Here is an 18,824-nt window from a genome sequence, read left to right on the forward strand (position 1 = left end):
CCTCCTCCTTCAAGAGATGCTCGGGTCCAGCCCGAGCATGACGGCAGTGACCCGTTACATCCTCACAATGTGCCGGATCGTCCGGCCTTCGTTCAGCGCGTCGAAACCCTCGTTGATCTCGTCGAGACTGCCCGAACTGGTCCAGAGCTTGTCCACCGGCAGCCTTCCGCTCTGGTAGAGCTCGATGAAGCGCGGGATGTCGCGCGAAGGTACGCAGGAGCCGACATAGGAGCCCTTCAGCGTCCGCTCCTCCGCAACCAGCCGCACCGGCGAGAGCGCGAGCGTATGGGCGGGATTGGCGAGGCCAGCGGTCGTGGTCGTGCCGCCGCGCCGCGTGATCTGGTAGGCGAGGTCGAGCGCCCTGACCGAGCCCGCCATCTCCAGCCCGTGATCCACGCCGCCCTTGGTCGCTTGTTTGATCGCCTCGACCACATCCGGCGTATCGGCCTTGAAGGCATCGGTTGCGCCCAGCGCCAGTGCGAGATCGAGCTTGTCCTGCGCGAGATCGATGGCGACGACGCGCGAGGCGCCGCAGGCGATGGCGCCGAGCAGCGCGGAGAGCCCGACGCCGCCGAGACCGACAACCGCAACCGTCTCGCCCGCCTTGATCCGCGCCGTATTCACGGCGGCGCCGACCCCGGTCAAAACGGCGCAGCCGAACAGCGCGGCGATCTCATGCGGGATATCGGCCTCGACCTTGACCAGCGAACGGCGCGAGATCACCGCATGCTCTGCGAAGGCGGAAACGCCGATATGGTGATGCACCGGCTGGCCATGAGCCGAGAGCCGGCGCCCGCCGCCGAGCATCTCGCCGCGCCCATTGGCGGCATTGCCGGGCTCGCAGAGGGCAGGGCGGCCTTCGGCGCAGGGCGCGCAATGGCCACAGGAAGGCACGAACACCATCACCACCCGGTCGCCGGGTTTGAGGTCATCGACGCCTTCGCCGGTCTCGACGACCTCGCCTGCGGCCTCATGGCCGAGCACCATCGGCACCGGGCGCGGGCGGTTGCCGTTGATGACCGAGAGATCAGAATGGCAGAGCCCGGCAGCACGGACCCTGACCAGCACCTCGTCGCGGCCGGGCGGGGCGAGGTCGAGCTCCTCGATGCCAAGCGGGCGGCTTTGCGCATAAGGCGCCGCAACCGGGCTCGCGTTCAGGACGGCGGCGCGAATCTTCATGGCGCAAGCTCCGGTCTCGTGATCCGGCGCCATCCCGACAGGAGAGGGCGCCGCTGTCAAAGTGCCGCTTTCGCTCCCCCTGGATTGCTTCGCTGCGCTCGCAATGACGAGGAGGATATTCGGGCGCCGTTCAGGCCACTTCGCTCAGCGTGCCGCCGAGGAAGAGCTGGCCAATACGTGGATCCGCCAGGATTTCGGCCGCTGGTCCCTGCATGCGCGTGCGACCGAGTTCGAGCACCAACCCCTCGTCGGAAATCTCCAGCGCCGAGCGGGCGTTCTGCTCGACCATGAGGATCGAGACGCCCTTGGCGCGCAACTCCCTGAGGATGCCGAAGGTCTCCTGCACCATCAGCGGGGAGAGGCCGATCGAGGGCTCGTCGATCAGCACGAGCTGGGGGTCGAGCAGCAGGCCGCGCACGATTTCCAGCTGCTTCTGCTCGCCGCCGGAGAGCGTCGAGGCCTGCGCATCGGCCTTGCGCCTGAGCGCCGGAAAGCGGTCGAGCGCTGCCTCCAGCCGTTGCGGCATATCGATGATGCCGGAGCCGGCGGCGACCGCGCCGAGCTCGATATTGTGGCGCACCGACAGCTCCGGGAAGATATTGCGGCCCTGCGGAACATAGCAGATGCCGGCTTCGAGCAGCTTGCGCTGGTTCCAGCCGGTGATGTCGCGGCCGCCGAAGCGGATGTGGCCCTCGCGCAGCTTGAGCAGCCCGAAGATCGCCTTGAACACGGTCGACTTACCGGCACCGTTCGGCCCGATCACGGTCGTGATCGCGCCCCGCTTCACCGCGAAGCTGGTGCCGTTCAGGATGGTCATGGCGCCATAGCCGCCGACTACGCCGTCGAGTTCGAGGATGGGGGTGGTCATTCCTTGTCGCCCTCTTCCGCGTCATTCTCGGGTGAAGCGCAGCGCAGACCCGAGCATCTCTTGCAGGAGATGCTCGGATCAAGCCCGAGCATGACGTTCCCTAGTGTCCCAGATAGGCTTCGATCACGGCCGGGTTGGCTCGCACCTCGGCCGGGGTGCCCTCCGCCAGCACCTTGCCTTCGGCCAGCACGATCACGCGCGAGCACAGGCTCATCACGAAATCCATGTTGTGCTCGATCACCACGAAGGTCGCGCCTTGTTCGGCATTGATCGCGCGCAGGCGCTCCTTGAGGTCGCCCAGCATGGTGAGGTTGACGCCGCCGGCGGGCTCGTCGAGCAGCACGAGGCGCGGTCCCGCCATGAAGGCCATCGCCGCGTCGAGCAGCTTCTGCTGGCCATAGGATAGTCCGCCCGCCTTGGCCTCGGCGAGATGCCCGAGCTTGAAGAAGCCGATCATCTGCTGGGCCTTGTCGGAGAGACCTGCATCGTGCGCACCGAACAGGCGGCCGAGCATCGAGCCCTGATGCTCCTGCCCGGCGAGGATCAGGTTCTCGCGCACCGACAATTCGGGGAAGACCTGCAGCAGCTGGAAGGTGCGGCTGACGCCGAGCCGGTTGAGCGCGGACGGGCGCATGTTGGTGACGTCCAGACCGTCGAGCTTCACGGCGCCTTGCGTCGGTTCGAGCTGGCCGAGGATGCAGTTGAACAGGGTCGACTTGCCGCAGCCATTCGGCCCGATGATGCCGAGGATTTCGCCTTCCCTGACCGAGAAGGAGACGCCGTTCACGGCCTTGATGCCGCCGAAGGCCTTGTGCAGGTCGCGGACTTCGAGGACCGGGCTCATTGGGCGCCTCCCGTATTGCGCCGCAATGCGAGCCAGCCGCGCTCGATGAGGCCGCAGACGCCCTGCGGGCAGATGACCAGCAATGCGAGCACGATCGTCGCGAAGATGATGAGGTAGAGCGAGCCGGCGAAGCGCAGCCATTCCGGCAGCACGACGCCGAGCAGCGCACCCACGAAGGGCCCGAACAGATAGCCGGAGCCGCCCGCAACGACCATCAGCAGCAGGAACAGGCTCTGCGACAGCGAGAAGGGCGAGGGGTCGATGAACTCGACCAGCGGCGCATAGAGCGAACCGGCGAAGCCGCCATAGGCCGAGCCGATGGCGAAGGCGAGCAGCGTATAGGCGCGCGTATCGATGCCCAGACTCGCGGCGCGGACCGGATTCTCGCGGAGCGCCGTGAAGGCGCGGCCCCACGGCGAGCGCACCAGCCACCACAGCTTCAGCGACAAGATCAGCGTGACGACCACGACGAAGCGGTGGAATTCCAGCGCGCCGAACAGCTTGATGCCGAAGAAATCAGGCCGGTTGATGTTGGAGATGCCGTAGACGCCGCCGGTCAGCCACTGTTCGTTGCGGATGAGCAGCCAGATCAGCGTCGAGAAGGCGAGCGTCACGAAGGCGAGGTAATGTGTCCGCACCCGCAGCGCCGGGAAGCCGAGCAGGAGGCCGACCGCGAAGGTCAGCAGGCCCGACAACGCGAAGGCGGCGTACCAGCTCACGCCGTATTTCGTGGTCAGGATCGCTGTGGCATAGGCGCCGAGCCCCATGAAGGCGGCCTGCGCCAGTGAGCTCTGCCCGGCATAGCCGAGCGTCAGGTTGAGCCCCATCACGCCGATGCTCATCACCAGCCAGAGCGAGAGCACATAGGTGCCGTAGCGGCCCATCCCGACCGGGGCGAACCAGAGGATGACGGCGCCGAGGACGAGCGCGATCAGCGCGGCATCGATCCGGCGGGCCGGGCGACGCGAAGCCGCGGAATTCTGGACGGCGGGGGCGCTCATACGCGGCGCTCCTCCTTGCGGCCCATCAATCCTTCCGGCTTCACCAGGATGATGATGACGAGCAGTACGAGCGGCACGGCCAGCCGATACTGCGTCGAGATGTAGGCTGCCGCGAGCGAATCCGCGACGCCGATCAGCAGCCCGCCGACCAGCGCGCCGCGCACCTGGTTGAAGCCGCCGACGATGGCCGCGATGAAGGCGAAGAGGCCGATGGTCTCGCCATTCGAGAACTTCGCCAGATAAATCGGCGAGATCAGCAGCGAGGCGACGACGGCCAGCCCTGCGTTGAGGAGGAAGGTGAGCAGCACCATCCGCTCGACGGGAATGCCGAGAATGCGCGCGACGGTCGGGTTCTGCGCCGTCGCCTGCATCTGCCGGCCGAGCTTCGTGCTGCCGACGAACCATTGCAGCAGGCCGATGGCGGCGAAGGCGACGACGATGATCGCGAGATGCTGCAGCGAGATCGATACGCTGAGCAGGTTGATCATGTCCGTGGGGACCAGCGAGGGGAAGCTCTGCGCCTCCGCCGAGAAACCATCCTTGGCGCCTTCCTTCATGATGATCGAGAGCGCCATGGTGGCGATGGCGAGCGGCAGCACGCCATGCTTGATCATCGGATCGACGACGACGAGCTTGAAGCCCGCACCGAAGACCAGCAGGAAGACTGCGATGCCGATGAGGCCGCCGGCCCAGAGCGGCAGGCCGAAGAGCTTGACCGCGAGCAGGATTAGAACGGCCGGCAGCATGACGAACTCGCCCTGCGCGAAGTTGATCGTCTGCGAGGTCTGCCAGACCAGCGTGAAGCCGATCGCGGCGAGCGCGTAGATCGAGCCCGTGGCGATGCCGGCGATGAGATAGGCGATGAATTCGGCCATGGCTGATCTGGGTTCGGGTCTGCAACGTCATGGCCGGGCTTGACCCGGCCATCTCGGAAACCAGTCTTCTCGTCACGAGATTCCCGGGTCGGCGTAGCGCGCCGCCCGGGAATGACGTTCGGTGGCTACGGCTTGATCCGCGGCAGGGTGGTGTTGATCACCTGCTTGCCGTTCACGACTTCGGCGAGGAAGCTCTCGCGGTCGAGGTCGCCGTTCTGCTCGATGACGGTATCCATCAGGATGCCCGGCTCCTCGCTCGCCTTGATGGTCGCGCCACGCAGCGTGTCGGCTACGCCCTTCTTGTCGAGCTTCTTCTGCTTCTCGGTAGCCCATTTCACCATGAACACGGCCATGTAGCCCTTCACGCCGTTATGGTCGGAGGAGAAGCCGTATTTCTCGCGGTAGCGCTTGCCGAATTCATGCAATGCGGGGATCGGCGCGTCGGTGGAAAGGCCGACATGGCCCTTCGCGCCGTTGGCGGCGTCACCCGCCAGCTCCAGCACCTTCGCGCCGAGCAGGGTGGTCTCGCCGATCATCGGCTTGGTGATGCCCTGTTGTTTGGCGGCGCGCAGGAAGCGGGCGCTCTCCTCTTCGTTCAGATAGACGAAGACGGCATCGGCATTGGCGTTCTTCACCTTGATCGCGTCGGCGGTGAAATCGGCCTGGCCCTGCTCGGTCGAGACGTCGACGGCGACCTTGATGCCGGCCTTTTCCAGCTCGGGCAGGATGGTGTCGCGCCCGCCCTTGCCGAAGTCATTATTGACCCAGACCACGGCGATCGAGCCCGCCTTGACGGTGTCCTTCAGGTATTTGGCGATCTTCGGCATCGCCGCCGCCTGGCTGATCGAGGTGCGGAAGATGTAGGGGTTGCCCTGGCGGGTGAACCCAGCCGCCTCGCCGCCGACGATCTGGGCGATCTCGGCGCGCTGCGAGATCTGCATGGAGGCGCCGATCGGGCCCGAGAAGATCGGGCCGAGGATGGCATAGGCGTTCTCGTCGATGGCGCGCTGCACGGCGGCGCGGGTATTCCCCGGATTGGTCTGCGTGTCGTAATGGACGATCTCGACCTGCTTGCCGAGGATGCCGCCCTTGGCGTTGATGTCGGCGGCGGCCATGTCGGCGCCGTTCTTCCAGTTGGTGCCGGCGGCGGCGCCCGCGCCCGACAATTCGATGACGTCGACCAGCTTGACCTTGTCCTGCGCCTGCGCGGGCAGGCTGAGGGCGGCGCCGAGTGCGGCCATGACCCAGAGCGATTTCATTGTCTGCTTCTCCCGAACGTTTCTCATCACACGCGCGATCTTCAAGCCGCGGCGTCCGCTCGCTTCTTGCAGGGCTTTGGGCCGGGATGTCCAGAGGCGAAGAGGCCGGGTGGGGCAGGCGTTTCCGCTTTGCCGGGGATGGTGTCAGGAGGGCCGCTGACGCTGGTTGTCAGCAGGGGGCGCCGGCGGCCTGTCGCCTCGGGTCGATGGTGCTAAACAGGAATGGCTGTGCCGGAGGAACCCGCATGAAACAGGACCCGTTGTTCGAGCGCCTCTGGGACGGCTCCGCCGCGATGGAAGAGTGGACCGCTGCGGTTTCGCATGGCGCGATCACGCAGGTGGACGACAACATCATCACCGTCCACACCACCTATTTCTGCGGTAGCGTCACGGCTATCCGCACGGCGGAGGGCCTCGTGCTGATCGACACCGCCAAGCCCGACACCGCCAAACAGACCTTGGATGTCATCCGCTCCTGGGACGATGGCCCAATCCATACCGTGATCTTCACCCACGGCCATATCGATCATACCAGCGGCATCAAGGTCATCGATGAGGAGGCGGATGCGCGAGGATGGCCGCGCCCGCGGATCGTCGCCCACCGCAACGTCGCGCGGCGCATGCAGCGTTACGAGGACACTCACGGCTTCAACAGCCTCGTTCAGGGCCAGCAATTCGACAAGCCCGGCTACGTCTATCCGATCGGCCAGCGCCGTCCCGACGAGGTCTATGACGACAGGCTGTCCCTCGCGATCGGCGGAGAGCGGATCGAGCTCTTCCACGGCCGGGGGGAGACGGACGACGCCACCTTCGTCTGGCTGCCCGAGCGCCGGGTTCTGGCGAGCGGCGATTTCGTGATCTGGGTTTTCCCCAATGCCGGCAATCCGCGAAAGGTCCAGCGCTATGCGGCAGAATGGGCCTCGGCCTTGCGGCGGATGGAGCAGCTCGAGCCCGACATCCTGATCCCCGGGCACGGGCCGGTGGTCTTCGGCGCGGAGCGGGCCAGGCAGATGCTCCAGGACGGTGCCGAAGCGCTTGAGCACCTGGTGCGCGAAACGCTCGCGCTGCTGAACCGGGGGGCCACGCTCGACGAGATCCTGCATGGCGTGAAGGTTCCTGCGGAATATCTCACGAAGCCCTATCTCCTCGCGAAATACGACGATCCCGAGTTCCTCGTCCGGGGCATCTATCACTTCTATGCAGGCTGGTTTGACGGGAGCGCGGCGCATCTCAAACCCGCCCCCGCGGCGGAACTGGCAGCCGAACTGGCCGGTCTCGCTGGAGGCGCGGACAAATTGGCCGCGCGAGCCCAAGTTCTTGCGGGGCAAGGGCAGACACGGCTGGCCGTCGAACTGGCTGAACTTGCCGGCGCTGCCGCGCCGGACAACGGGCGGATTCAGGCGATCCGGGCCGAGGTGCTTCGGACTCTGATCGGGACGGAAAGCTCCTTGATGGGCAAGGCCTTCCTCGCGGTCTACGAACGCGATGCGGCCCAACGATCCAAGGCCTGACGGATACGCCGGGCCATTCTATGGCGCCGGAAGTTCTCTCGCCTTTCGTTCAAGTTCGCGGAACACCGGCAGCGTCTGGGCGGCGAAGCTCTTCAGTTCCGGGTCGGCACCCTCGCCGGCGTAGCGTTCCATCAAGACGGTCGATTCACGGTGCGCGCTGCGTTGGGCATCGACATAGGCCCTGTCGAAATCGGCGCCCTGTTTGTCGGAGAGGTCACGCAACAGGTCGAGATGCTTGCCGTCGGGGCGATCGGGCAGGGCGATGTCGGAACGCTTGGAAATGATGCGGCGCAGGCTGCTCGTCGCCGCGGCATGATCGTCGGCGAGGCGATGGGCGAAATCCTTGATAGCCGCGGAATTGGTTTTGTGCAGGGCGAGCGTCGCGGACTCCATGCCGAACATGTTGGCGACCGCCGTCTGCGTGACGAAGTCCTGCGCGGGAATCGGCTGCTGAGCGCGGACGATTCCACTGGAGACCAGCGCCAGTCCGGCAAGGCCGAGCGCAAACGCTCCCGGAAAACGGTGATGCTTCAAGGTCATATTTCGGCAACCGGGAAGAAGGCCGGAGGTTCCATCGCATAGGCCCCTTTTCGCAGCGCGCCTTGTCGCGTTCTGGGTGCTGCGTTAGCAGGGCGAAGGCGCTCCGCCTTGCCCGATGCTGAGGGAATTCAATGCCGACCACTGTCGAGACCGTGCGCGATGCGCTCGTCCGGGCCCGCCGCGACCGCTCCCTGATCGAGACGGCAGCCCTGCCGGTGCCGGATTCGATCGCTGATGGACACGTGACGCAGGCGGCCGTCATTCGGGCGCTCAACCTGCCGGATGCCGGGTGGAAGGTCGGCATCGCCGAGGACGGCACGGCGATCGCGGGCCTGATGCCCGGCCCCTATCTCGCGCCGGGCGACGTCTACGAGGGCGCCATCGGGGCGGAGCTTCGCGTCGAGATCGAACTGGCGCTCCGGCTCGTGCGTGACGTGCCTTTCCGCCCGGCCCAGCCCTATTCGCGGGCGGAGCTGCTCGCCTGCTGCGACAAGGCCTTTCTCGGCATCGAGATCGTCGAGAGCCGCCTCGCCAACTGGCACGGCAAGGTCGCCTTTCCGCTCTGGCTCGCCGACGCGATGGGCCATGGCGGCTATTTCCTCGGCCCGGAGGTCGACATCAAGACGCTCGATGACCTCACCGGTCTCGGCTGCTTCATCTCGCTCAACGGGGTGACGATCTATGACCAGCCCGCCGTCCACGGCAACGGCGATCCGATGGTGCCCTTCCTGGCCTGGGCCAATCGCCAGCACGATAACCTCGGCAGTCTGCGCGCCGGGCAGATCATCACCACCGGCAGCCTCTGCGGCGGCGTGCTCTCGCCCGGAAAGGGCGAGGTCGTGACGAAGCTCTCGCCGCTGGCGACGGTTTCTTTGACGCTCCGATAAGAAACGGGGGCGGCGGGCATACGCGCTGCCGTTTCCGCAGGCGCTAGGCGCTCAGCTCCTGTGGCGGCGTCTCGTTGCCGACCACGCGGTCGCGTCCCTGCCGCTTGGCTTCGTAGAGATGCGCATCGGCATGGGCGACGAGGCCGCGAATATCCTTGGCGTCGTCGGGGAAGGTGGCGACGCCGACGCTGATCGTCGGGGCGCCTGCGAATTCCTGCGCCAAGGTGCGGTGGACGGCGATCCGCATCCGCTCGGCTGACACCATCGCTGCGGGATGCGACATGTTCTCGCAAAGCACGACGAATTCCTCGCCGCCATAGCGGAAGATGAGATCGTCGCTGCGGATTTCCGCGCGCAGGCACTCCACGACGCGCCGGAGTACCTCGTCGCCAACGACATGGCCGTAGCGATCGTTGATGCTCTTGAAGTGATCGACATCGAGGATCGCCAAGCTGACGGGCCGCTGCGTTGCGATGCCTCGCGCCAGAATGGTCTGGCCGAGCGTCTCGAAGCGTTCACGGGTCAGCGCGCCTGTGAGGGCATCGCGGCCGCTTTTGCCGAGCAGCTCCTCATATTTGTGCCGGTAGGTCAGCTTGTGGAAGACGTCTGAAAGCGGCTGCGGCGCGAGTTCCGGTGTCCGGCGTTCGAACAGGTTGAGATAGAGGCCCATCAGCATCGCATAGGTCGCGGCTGCGCCCATCTTTGCCACCCAGCCGCCGAACAGCGCGCCGAGCGGCGTGCCGGTCACCATATGCAGCCCTATGAAGAATCCGACCTGATCGAAGGTCAGGATGATCGCGAGGCTCAGGCAGGAGCGCAGAACCAGCGATCGCGGCAGCAGCAGGCGCAACCTCTCATAGAGCAGGATCAGCGCGATGGAATCGATGAAGAGCAGCGTCGTGCCCCAGACCATCAGCGCGCCCATCTGATCGATCAGCACGAGGTCCGGATTGTAGCCGGGCAGCGTGACCGGCGGGCCGTAGAGCCTGAGGGTCGCCACCAGCGCGACCATCAGGAAATTGCCGATCAGCAGTCCGTAGATCGGCTGCCGCACCGTCTCGGCGTCTTCCCGGATATAGAAGAGCAGGATGATCGCGAGCTTGCCCGAGAACAGCACTGTCGAGCCCGGCGAGAGCAGGCCGAAGGGCAGTTCGATGAAGAAGACGGCGGCGAGATAGGTCTCCAGAAAGTGCATCACGCCGAGCGCGCAGAGGAAGGCGCCGAGCCCCATCACGTGCCGCAGCCGGAACAGCGCGGCCATGACGCCGAAATAGATCAGGGCTTGCGTGAGCAGCAGGAGGGTGCCGGGCATGCTGAGTGTCTATCACGGTTGGTTCTAACGAGGGATCAACGGTGTTCAGCCCGATAGCGCACCCGGCAACGGTGGTGACTTTCAGCTATTAACCTTCGTGCTCTTGAAAACCAATGCTTAGTCTTTTCACGACAGGCTCTTTCGAATCCGGTGGGCAGGCCGAAGGATTACAGGTCCTTGAGCATTGCGCATGCTCGCTCCCGCCTTATGATGACGGCGGGTATCGGACACGGTTTCGATTGCGTGGCGGGGTGGCTTGGAGGGCGGATGCGGTTGTGGCGTAGGGCAGGGCGTGCTGTCGCGCTGAGCGGCGGCTGTGCGTTTGCCACACTGCTGGGCCTGCAGGCTGAATCCGCCCGGGCTTTCGATCTTTCGTCGCTGGACGTGTTTGGTCTCTTTACCGAGAAGGACGAGCCACCGGCGGCGAGCGCGTCGAGCCTGCCCTACAAGCTCGACTTCGATCTTGGCGATGCCGAAGACGCCAAGGCGCTGACCCGTACCCTGCAGGACGCTTCTCTGCTCTACCGGCTGCGCCAGGATGCGCCGCCGGACGGCGAGACGCTGGCGCGGCGCATGGCCGCCGATTTCAACCCGCTCGTCGATGCGCTCTGGTCGCAGGGCTATTTCAACGCCGAACTCTCCATGGTCGTCGACGGCGTTTCGCTCACGCTCGGGGTAGAGCCGAACGCGGCGTTGATCCGGGCGCTGGAGGCGCATCGCAATCGCGATGCGGTGCCGATCACCATCAGGGTCCGACCGGGCAAGGTCTTCGGCCTGCGCAAGATCGACGTGGTCGAGCGCGACGAGGCGGGAGGAGCCGTGATCTCCGATCCGCTCAAGGTCGCGAAGCTGAAAGAGGGTGAGGCGGCGACCTCGGCTGCGCTGCGCGGCGCGCAGGCGGCGCTGGTCGATTACATGCGCGCCCAGTCGCACCCGCTCGCCAAAATGGTCGAGCTTAGGCCGGTCGTCGATCACGCCACCGGCATCATGGACGTCACCTACGTCCTCGATCCCGGCCCGCTCGCGGGCTTCGGCGACATCACGCTTGGCCAGACCGACGAGATTCCGCCCGAGGTGGTCCGCTCCTTCATTTATCTCGAGCCCGGCGATCCCTACTCGCCCAAGGCGCTGGCCGATATGCGCCGCTCGATCGCGAGGATCCCTGCTGTCGGTTCCGTCCGCATCCGCGAGGGCGACAAGCTCGACCGCGCCGGCAACCTGCCGATCTTCGTCGACGTCACCGAGCGGCCGAAGCGCCTGCTCGGTTTCTCCGCCCGCTATTCGACCATCGATGGCCCGACGGTGAAAACCTACTGGGAGCACCGCAACCTGTTCGGAGGCGCCGAGCGGCTGCGGCTCGAGGGCAGCATCTTTCTGGCGCCGCGCATTGACGGCACGAAGATCAAGAGCTTCGGCGATTTCGAGGAATCCGACATCGGCGGGCGCTTTGGCTTCAGTTTCCTGAAGCCGGCATTGGGCGGCAGCCGTTACGACTGGCTCATCGACGGCGTCGCAACGCGCGAGCGCGTCGGCACCGAGCGCTATGGCGGCTACACGGCCCGCTACGCCAATGTGACCACCGCGATCATGCGCCGTTTCAGCGACACCTTCTCGGTCCAGGCCGGTCTCGAGGTCGAGCGCGGCCAGACCAGCGACGTGCTCGGCCAGATAACCTACACATTGGTCGGCATTCCGCTCTCGGTGAAATACGATTCGACCGACAGCCTGCTCGATCCGACGCGCGGCTTTCGCGTGAACGCGTCCTTCGCGCCCTATCCGACCTTCCTCGGCTCGACGGTCGGCATCTACCAGACCAAGGCGACCGTCTCCGCCTACTACGCACTCGACGAGGACGCGCGCTATGTCCTGGCCGGCCGCGTCGGCTTCGGCTCGATCTCGGGCGCGAGCCTGAACGAGATCCCGCCCACGCGGCTCTTCTTTGCCGGCGGCGGCGGCTCCGTGCGCGGCTATGCCTATCGCAGCATTGCGCCGCTGGGGCCGTTCAATCAGGTCGTGGGTGGGCGCAGCCTGCTGGAGCTCTCGGCAGAGGCGCGCATCAAGATCACCGAGACCATCGGCATCGTGCCCTTTTTCGACGCCGGAACCGCTTTCGAATCGAGCTTCCCGGACGGCAAGCAGCAGCTGCAGATGGCCGCCGGCCTTGGCCTGCGCTACTACACCGGGATCGGGCCGATCCGGGTCGACGTCGCGGCGCCGCTCAACCCGCGCAAGGGTGACAAGCCGGTCGCGCTCTATGTCAGCATCGGGCAGGCCTTCTGATGCGCCGCCTTCTCACCATGCCGCGTCTGGCGCTCTTCGCCCTGCTGCTGACGGCGGGGTTCCTGGCCTCCGCCCATTTCGGCGGCTTCGCCCAGAACGCACAGACCGATCGCGGCATCGTCGCCGATCTCATCTCAAAGGCGCTGTCCAGCGACACCAGTCAGGTCTCGATCGGCGAGGTCAATGGCGCGCTTTCTTCCGATGTGGAGATCCGCGACATCGTCCTGTCGGATCGCGATGGCGTCTGGCTGCGGCTCGATCGCGTCCGCCTGATCTGGACTCGCAGCGCGCTGCTTCTGCGCAGGCTCGATGTCGACCGCCTCGAAATCGGCAAGCTGGAGATGCTGCGCAGGCCCGCGCCGCAGCCGGCCGGCACCGCGCCTGCGAGCAATGAGCCGATCCTGCCGGAGCTGCCGCTCAAGGTGATCTTGCGCGCCTTCCAACTCAATGAACTGGCTTTGGGTGAGCCGGTTCTCGGCGTCGCCGCGCGCCTTGGCGCGACCGGCTCGGCTTCGCTCGGTCCGCCGAGCGAAGGGCTCGACCTCAAATTCGAGGCGCGCCGCCTCGACATGGGCGGCACCTTCAACGTCGATCTTGCCTTCGTCCCGCAGACGACACGTCTTCGGCTCGCCGCCAAGCTCGACGAGCCGGCCGGCGGGTTGATCTCGAAGGTCGCTGGCCTTCCAGGCGAGCCACCGGTGAAGCTCGATCTCAACGGCGACGGGCCGCTCGACTCCTTCCGCTCGAACCTGACCTTCACCGCAGGGCCGACCATCGGTGCCGAAGGCTCGGCGACGCTCAACCGCGCCGGCGTCGAGCGTCAGCTCGCGCTTGCGCTCGAGGCGCGCATCGAGGGGCTGATGCCGCCGCCGGTTGCTCCGGTCTTCGCGGGCTCGACCCGCCTCGACGGCGCGGTCGGCCTTCGGGACGATGGCGGCGTCGATATCCGCAATCTCGCTTTGGTCTCCGCGCTGGCGCGTCTCGACGTGCTCGGCCGCTATAACGCCGACAAGACGCTCGATATCCGCGTCAGCGCGGCTTCGCGCCCGAATGCCAATGGCCGTACCGTCGCCTCCGGCGCCGAGATCGGAAAGCTCGCCTTCGATGCGACGATCCGCGGGCCCGTTGCGGGCCCGACCGTGGTCGCGACCCTCGACGCGCAGGATGCCAAGATGCCGGCCGGCCGGTTCGGAAAGGTCGCGCTCGCCTTCAACGCGACACCGACCGGGACCATCGGCGAGCCGGGCACCCGGATCACGCTGACCTCCGACGGCGAGGCCAGCGGGGTCGCGCTGACCGACAAGGCGCTCGCGCGCGCGGTTGGCGACAAGGTCACCTTTACCCTGCGTGGCGTCGGCCAGGACGATGGCACAGCCGATTTCGAAACGTTGAAGCTCGCCCTCTCCGGCGTCGAGCTCGACTATAAGGGCAAGCTCGGACAGGCGCGTGTGCTCGGCAAGCTCAAGGCCGTCCTGCCAGATCTTTCGCGCCTTAGCGGACTTGCCGAGCGCCCGCTCGGGGGCAGGGCGGAGGTCACGGCCGATCTCGACGCGACACCGCGTCTCAACAACTACGCCGCGACGCTCGATGGCAAGGCCGAGCACCTCGCCACCGGCACCGCCGTCGTGGACCGATTGCTGGCGGGCAACCTCACCCTGGCCGGGCGTGTCAATGCGCTTGCCGGAGATTACACGGTGGACGGCCTGCGTGTGGCCGGGCAGCATGCGGCCTTCACCGCCGATGGCTCGCTCGGCCGGCAGCAATCCAGCCTGAAGCTGGCGCTTGCGCTGCCTGATCTCAAGCGCGCTGACCCGCGTCTCTCTGGCCGCGGCGACATCACCGCCGAGATCACCGGCCCGCAGAACAAGCTCGACGCGACCGCCCGCATCGCCATTGCCAATGCGACTGCGCTCGCCCGGCCGATCCCGCGGCTGACCGTCGATGCGGTCGCGAAGGATCTGCAGGGCGCACTGAGCGCCAGCGTCAACCTGACTGGCGAAGTGGATGCCAAGCCGGCGTCCGGCCATATCCAGCTGGCGCGCCAGCCCGACGACGGCTGGAACCTCTCGACCCTCGATCTGTCGATCGGCTCGGTCCGGCTGAACGGAGGTCTCACGCTGGATCCGGCGAGCCGCGCGGCCGGGCGGCTGACCCTGGCCGCGCGCAATCTCGATGACCTGTCGGCGCTGGCGCTGACCAAGCTTGGCGGCCAGCTCGACGCGGACATCGTCCTCGCCACGCCGGATGGGCGGCAGGATATCGACCTGACCGCACGGGGCTCGCGCCTCGCCGGGCCGTCAGTTTCGATCGAAAAGCTCGATGCGAAGATCGGCGCCCGCGACATATACGGCCGGCCGATGCTCGATGCGGCCGTGGCCATCGATCGCGCCATCGCCGCCGGCGAGACGATCAGCGCCATTCGCTTCGACTCGAAAGGCGCGCCCGACGCCAGCGCCTTCACGCTGAGCGCCAATGCGCGTGGCTTTGCCCTGAAAGGCGCCGGCCGGCTCGTGCCCGGCGAGCCTCTCAAGCTGGAACTCGCCTCCTTCGATGCCCGCCGCGACGGCCGGGCGATCACGCTCGCGAATCCCGCGACCTTCAGCTTCCCGGCGTCCGGGGTCGAGATCGCCGGCCTCGCCCTGACGATCGACAAGGGCAAGGTGACGCTCGATGGCCGGGCCGGTGAGACGCTCGATCTGCGCTTCACGGCCCGCGACGTGCCGCTCGCAGCCGCCCGCATCGCATCGCCCAGTCTGAATTTCTCCGGCACCCTGAACGCCGAGGCGCAGGTCAAGGGCAAGCCGGGCGATCTCGCCGGCCCCTGGAAGGTGAGGATCGCCCAGCTCGTGACGCCCGAGACGCGTCAGGCAGGCTTGCCTCCAGTCGAGATCGCGGGTGAGGGGGCCTTCAAAGGCGATGCGACCAGCGTTTCCGCCACTGTGAATGCCGGCCGGGGCGCGAGCCTGACATTGCGCGGAACCGCGCCTCTCAACGCGACGGGGCCGCTCGATCTTGCCGCGCAGGGCCGCGTCGATGCCGGGCTCGCCAATCCGCTGCTGGCCGTGAACGGGCAACGCGTGACCGGCAGCGTCGCCGTCGACATGCGCGCCGGAGGCACGGCGTCCGCGCCACGGTTGAGCGGTAACGCGACCCTGTCGAACGGCAGCTTCACGGATGCGCTGCAGGGGATCCGGCTTAACGCCATCGAAGCCCGCGTCGCGGCGAATGGCGATAATCTGACCGTCGAACGCGCTTCGGCGCGTGCGCCGAATGGTGGCACGATCACGGCCAGCGGGCAGGTCAAGGTGGACCCCGCCGCGGGATTCCCCGGCAACATTCGCATCCGCGGCGATCGTGCCCAACTTGTCTCGAGCGGGCTCGTCACCGCGGTTGCCGGGTTGGATCTCGAGATCAGCGGTCCGCTGGCGCAGCGTCCGCGGCTCGGCGGGCGCATCGACATCGTCTCGCTCGAGGTCACGGTTCCCGATCGGTTGCCGGCTTCGCTTCGTCCGGTCGACGGCATCAGGCACATCCATGCGCGTGGGACCGCTGCCGCAAGGCTCGCGGCAGAACGCAAGGCACGGGAGGCGCGCGGCCGCGGACGAGCAGCGCCCCCCTTCGACGCCACGCTGGCATTGACGGTCTCGGCGCCCAGCCGGGTCTTCATCCGTGGCCGCGGCATCGATGCCGAACTTGGCGGCGAGATCCGCGTGGCCGGGACCTCTTCGGCGCCGGTCTTGAACGGCGGCTTCGAATTGCGCCGAGGCCGCATCAGCGTGCTCACGCAACGCCTCGACTTCAGCCGTGGCAGGCTCACTTTCGCCGGAGGGCTGATTCCGGAACTGGACTTTGTAGCTGAAACCAGCGCGGGCGACGTGACGGCAAGGATCACCGTCAGCGGCCCGGCCGACCAGCCGAGCTTCGCCTTCACCTCCCAACCTGAATTGCCGCAGGACGAGGTGCTGTCCCGGCTGCTTTTCGCCCGCGCCTCCGGCTCGCTCTCGCCCTTCCAGGCGCTGCAGCTTGCCCAGGCTGCAGCCCAGTTCGCCGGCGGAGGCGGGGATGACACCTTCGAACGGCTGCGCAAGTCGCTCGGCGTCGACAATCTCGATATCCAGATGGGCGCAGGCGGCCCGACCCTCGGGGCCTCGCGCTACATCAGCGACAATGTCTCCATCGGTGTGAAGGTGGGGACGAAGCCCGAGGATAGCGGTGTCTCAGTCGGCATCGACGTGACGAAGCGCCTGAAGCTCCAGGCGGAGACGGGGGCGGACGGCAGCGCGGCCGTCGGAATCGGCGCCGAGTGGGAATACTGAGCAGCCGGCGCGGCGGGGAATCACGCACCGCGAGATTCGCCGCCCGGAAGGCTCGCCGGCTTCATGTTTCCCCTTTGGATCGCTTCAAAACCAGCCCGTCGGGCCGTCGAGCGTTAATGCTTCGTAAATTTCGGGCTTCAAAGCGTGGCTCGACTGCAACACCGGATTTCAAAGCACCCCATGCACAGCCCTTGGCGGCGGATCATGGTTGATCGGCGAGGGCGCATTCGTATGGTGGAAATGCGTCGGGACGTTCCCGGTCGCTGTTTTTCGTCCTCGCCTCCGAAATAGGTCGGTGACGCGGGCGAAAGACCGGGAATAGGCAGGTTCTGCGATCAGGCTGAAAGTCTGGGGCGGGGGGCAGGCTGAAGCCCGAGGGTCTCGAAACTCTTTTGGAGGTTACCAAATGAAGCTCGTTAAGAGCCTCCTCCTCGGTTCCGCCGCCGGCATCGCCGCGGTCGCCGGGGCTCAGGCCGCCGACCTTCCCTCGCGGAAGGCCGCTCCGGTCGAATACGTTCGCGTCTGCACTGCCTACGGTGCCGGCTTCTTCTACATCCCGGGCACTGACTCCTGCCTGCGCATCTCGGGCCGCGTCCGCGCCGAGTACGCCATCGGCACGCGTTACAGCGACTTCCAGGATGCCTACGGCACCCGCGCCCGTGGCCGTCTGAACGTCGACGTCCGCACGCAGACCGCTTACGGCACCCTGCGTACCTTCATCCGCTACGAGCTGACCAACAACACCGGCATCTACAATGCTGGCGGCGTGACTCCGTTCAACGTTGGTTCGACCGTCCCCGGCCTCGTCCGCGGTCCGTCGTCCACCTCGACCGGCTCGCTGGTTGACCTGGCCTTCGTGCAGTTCGGCCCGATCACCGCTGGTCGCGCTCAGTCGTTCTTCGACTTCTACGCTTCGGACCTGAACTTCGCTTCGATCCGTACGGCTGACTCGCGCGTCAACCTGCTGGCCTACACCGCGACCTTCGGTTCGGGCTTCTCGGCTACGATCTCGGCTGAAGATCGTACCTCGGGCACCTCGGGCCGCGAGCTCGCGGGCGCAATCTTCAACCCGCTCACCCCCGGCGTCGGCGGTATTGCGGTTACCGCTCAGGGTCAGAACTTCCCCGATCTCGTCGCCTCGCTGCGCGTCGATCAGGGCTGGGGCTCCGCTCAGCTGTCCGGTATGGTCGGTCAGCGTAGCTACGCCACCGCGACCAACATCACTGCGGTCAACGGCGATGAGATGGTCTGGGCCATCCAGGGCGGCGTGAAGATCAACCTGCCGATGCTCGCCGCTGGCGACGCTCTGTGGTTGCAGGCTGCCTATGCTGACGGCGCCCTCGGCTACCTCGGCTGGTCGCCGAACAGCCTCGGTCTCGGCCGCGTTGGTGCCCTGACGCTCGCCGACGCCGCGATCAACCCGATCACCGGCAACATCAACAACTCGACCGGTTGGTCGCTTGTTGCGGCGTTCCGCCACTTCTTCACCCCGACGATCCGCACCGAGATCAGCGCTTCGTACTCTGAGCTGAAGTTCAAGTACAACGACGCAGCCTCGGCAGCCTTCAACGGCGTCTTCGCCCGTTCGGCAGACCCGAAGGAGTTCCTGCTCGCTGGCGCTCTGATCTGGTCGCCGGTCTCCGGTCTCGATATCGGTGTCGAAGTGCTCTACTCGCATCTCGACGTCAATTCGCCGGTCGGTGTCATCAGCAACAACAACGTCCGCAGCGGCGTGCTCGGCATCAAGTCCGACGACACCGTTGCTGGCCGCTTCCGCATCCAGCGCGACTTCTGATCGGTCTCCGATCTCAGTCGGAAGCCCCGGGGAAACCCGGGGCTTTTTTATTGCCTGTGGATTGAAGCACGCCGCGGCCGAGGGGCTTTCACGATCCGGTTGAATCGGGACGATCCATCGTTCGCGTTGGCGGCTTGGATCGGGTGAAGCTTGGCGG

General features: G+C 66.4%; 13 protein-coding genes. 5 read left to right on the forward strand and 8 right to left on the reverse strand.

The window, feature by feature from the left end; translation table 11 throughout:
• Nucleotides 1-54 precede the first annotated feature (54 nt).
• The 6 genes from AB4Z16_RS16650 to AB4Z16_RS16675 all read right to left on the reverse strand — a co-directional run bounded on the left by AB4Z16_RS16650 (nt 55) and on the right by AB4Z16_RS16675 (nt 6,026).
• Nucleotides 55-1,179 (reverse strand): zinc-dependent alcohol dehydrogenase family protein, encoded by a 1,125-nt coding sequence (locus AB4Z16_RS16650; RefSeq protein ID WP_441512467.1) that lies wholly within the window; start codon nt 1,177-1,179, stop codon nt 55-57.
• 130 nt (nt 1,180-1,309) lie between these two features.
• Nucleotides 1,310-2,047: an ABC transporter ATP-binding protein gene (locus tag AB4Z16_RS16655; RefSeq protein WP_441512468.1), complete on the reverse strand. Its 738-nt coding sequence runs from the start codon at nt 2,045-2,047 to the stop codon at nt 1,310-1,312.
• Nucleotides 2,048-2,147: 100 nt separating this feature from the next.
• Complete coding sequence (locus AB4Z16_RS16660; RefSeq protein WP_441512469.1) at nt 2,148-2,891, reverse strand: ABC transporter ATP-binding protein; 744 nt, start codon at nt 2,889-2,891, stop codon at nt 2,148-2,150.
• The gene (locus AB4Z16_RS16665) at nt 2,888-3,892 is read right to left on the reverse strand and encodes a branched-chain amino acid ABC transporter permease (RefSeq protein ID WP_441512470.1); all 1,005 of its coding nucleotides are present in this window, start codon (nt 3,890-3,892) and stop codon (nt 2,888-2,890) included. Before AB4Z16_RS16665 ends, AB4Z16_RS16660 begins: the two co-directional genes overlap by 4 nt.
• A complete protein-coding gene (locus AB4Z16_RS16670; protein WP_441512471.1) occupies nt 3,889-4,767 on the reverse strand; it encodes a branched-chain amino acid ABC transporter permease in 879 nt (292 codons plus the stop codon). Before AB4Z16_RS16670 ends, AB4Z16_RS16665 begins: the two co-directional genes overlap by 4 nt.
• 125 nt (nt 4,768-4,892) lie before the next feature.
• Entirely contained in the window at nt 4,893-6,026 is a 1,134-nt protein-coding gene (locus AB4Z16_RS16675; protein ID WP_441512472.1) for an ABC transporter substrate-binding protein, read from the reverse strand.
• Between the two features lie 245 nt (nt 6,027-6,271).
• Here AB4Z16_RS16675 and AB4Z16_RS16680 point away from each other — a divergent pair, with 245 nt between their 5' ends.
• Nucleotides 6,272-7,537, forward strand: a complete 1,266-nt coding sequence (locus AB4Z16_RS16680) for an alkyl sulfatase dimerization domain-containing protein (RefSeq protein ID WP_441512473.1) — start codon at nt 6,272-6,274, stop codon at nt 7,535-7,537.
• 18 nt (nt 7,538-7,555) lie between these two features.
• On the opposite strand, the gene AB4Z16_RS16685 is transcribed toward AB4Z16_RS16680, so the two are convergent.
• Nucleotides 7,556-8,077, reverse strand: coding sequence for a DUF4142 domain-containing protein (locus tag AB4Z16_RS16685; RefSeq protein ID WP_441512474.1), 522 nt, complete (start codon nt 8,075-8,077; stop codon nt 7,556-7,558).
• Between the two features lie 131 nt (nt 8,078-8,208).
• On the opposite strand from AB4Z16_RS16685, the gene AB4Z16_RS16690 reads away from it, so the two are divergent.
• Nucleotides 8,209-8,964 carry a hypothetical protein gene (locus tag AB4Z16_RS16690; protein ID WP_441512475.1) on the forward strand — a complete coding sequence of 252 codons (756 nt, stop codon included), beginning with the start codon at nt 8,209-8,211 and terminating at the stop codon, nt 8,962-8,964.
• 43 nt (nt 8,965-9,007) lie between these two features.
• Here the strand turns inward: AB4Z16_RS16690 and AB4Z16_RS16695 are convergent, their stop codons facing one another.
• The gene (locus tag AB4Z16_RS16695) at nt 9,008-10,276 is read right to left on the reverse strand and encodes a GGDEF domain-containing protein (protein ID WP_441512476.1); all 1,269 of its coding nucleotides are present in this window, start codon (nt 10,274-10,276) and stop codon (nt 9,008-9,010) included.
• A 267-nt stretch (nt 10,277-10,543) separates the two neighbouring features.
• On the opposite strand from AB4Z16_RS16695, the gene AB4Z16_RS16700 reads away from it, so the two are divergent.
• From AB4Z16_RS16700 to AB4Z16_RS16710, 3 genes are all read left to right on the forward strand, one after another.
• The gene (locus AB4Z16_RS16700) at nt 10,544-12,556 is read left to right on the forward strand and encodes an autotransporter assembly complex protein TamA (protein WP_441512477.1); all 2,013 of its coding nucleotides are present in this window, start codon (nt 10,544-10,546) and stop codon (nt 12,554-12,556) included.
• Complete coding sequence (locus tag AB4Z16_RS16705; RefSeq protein ID WP_441512478.1) at nt 12,556-16,872, forward strand: translocation/assembly module TamB domain-containing protein; 4,317 nt, start codon at nt 12,556-12,558, stop codon at nt 16,870-16,872. Before AB4Z16_RS16700 ends, AB4Z16_RS16705 begins: the two co-directional genes overlap by 1 nt.
• A gap of 406 nt (nt 16,873-17,278) precedes the next feature.
• Nucleotides 17,279-18,667, forward strand: coding sequence for a porin (locus AB4Z16_RS16710; RefSeq protein WP_441512479.1), 1,389 nt, complete (start codon nt 17,279-17,281; stop codon nt 18,665-18,667).
• Nucleotides 18,668-18,824: the final 157 nt, after the last annotated feature.

This window comes from Allobosea sp. TAF32, from assembly GCF_052113585.1.
GTDB lineage: Bacteria > Pseudomonadota > Alphaproteobacteria > Rhizobiales > Beijerinckiaceae > Allobosea.